1 protein-coding gene is annotated in these 259 nt (G+C 59.1%); it reads left to right on the forward strand.

From position 1 onward, the window contains the following. Positions 1–259 (forward strand): LysR substrate-binding domain-containing protein (locus SB717_RS37330; protein WP_410908156.1); only part of this gene is annotated, 259 nt, incomplete at both ends.

The following is a 259-nucleotide window of genomic DNA, read 5'->3' on the forward strand; positions in this document are numbered from 1 at the left end:
TCGATATTCGCTTGAGCGCTTCGACTGACTTGATCCATTTCGTGGCCGGTGGCGCGGACGCGGCAATTCGTTACGGCAGCGGCGAATGGAAAGGGCTGCGCGTTGACCGGCTGATGGACGACGAGATCTTCCCGGTATGCAGTCCAAAACTGCTGACGGGCAGTCATCCACTCACGAGCGTCGACAATCTCGCTCATCACACGCTATTGCAGGTGAGCGGCGTGACAAGCAACGATTGGAGCATCTGGCTCGACGCGGC

It is taken from the genome of Priestia sp. SIMBA_032, assembly GCF_046535215.1.
Taxonomy (GTDB): domain Bacteria; phylum Bacillota; class Bacilli; order Bacillales; family Bacillaceae_H; genus Priestia; species Priestia aryabhattai.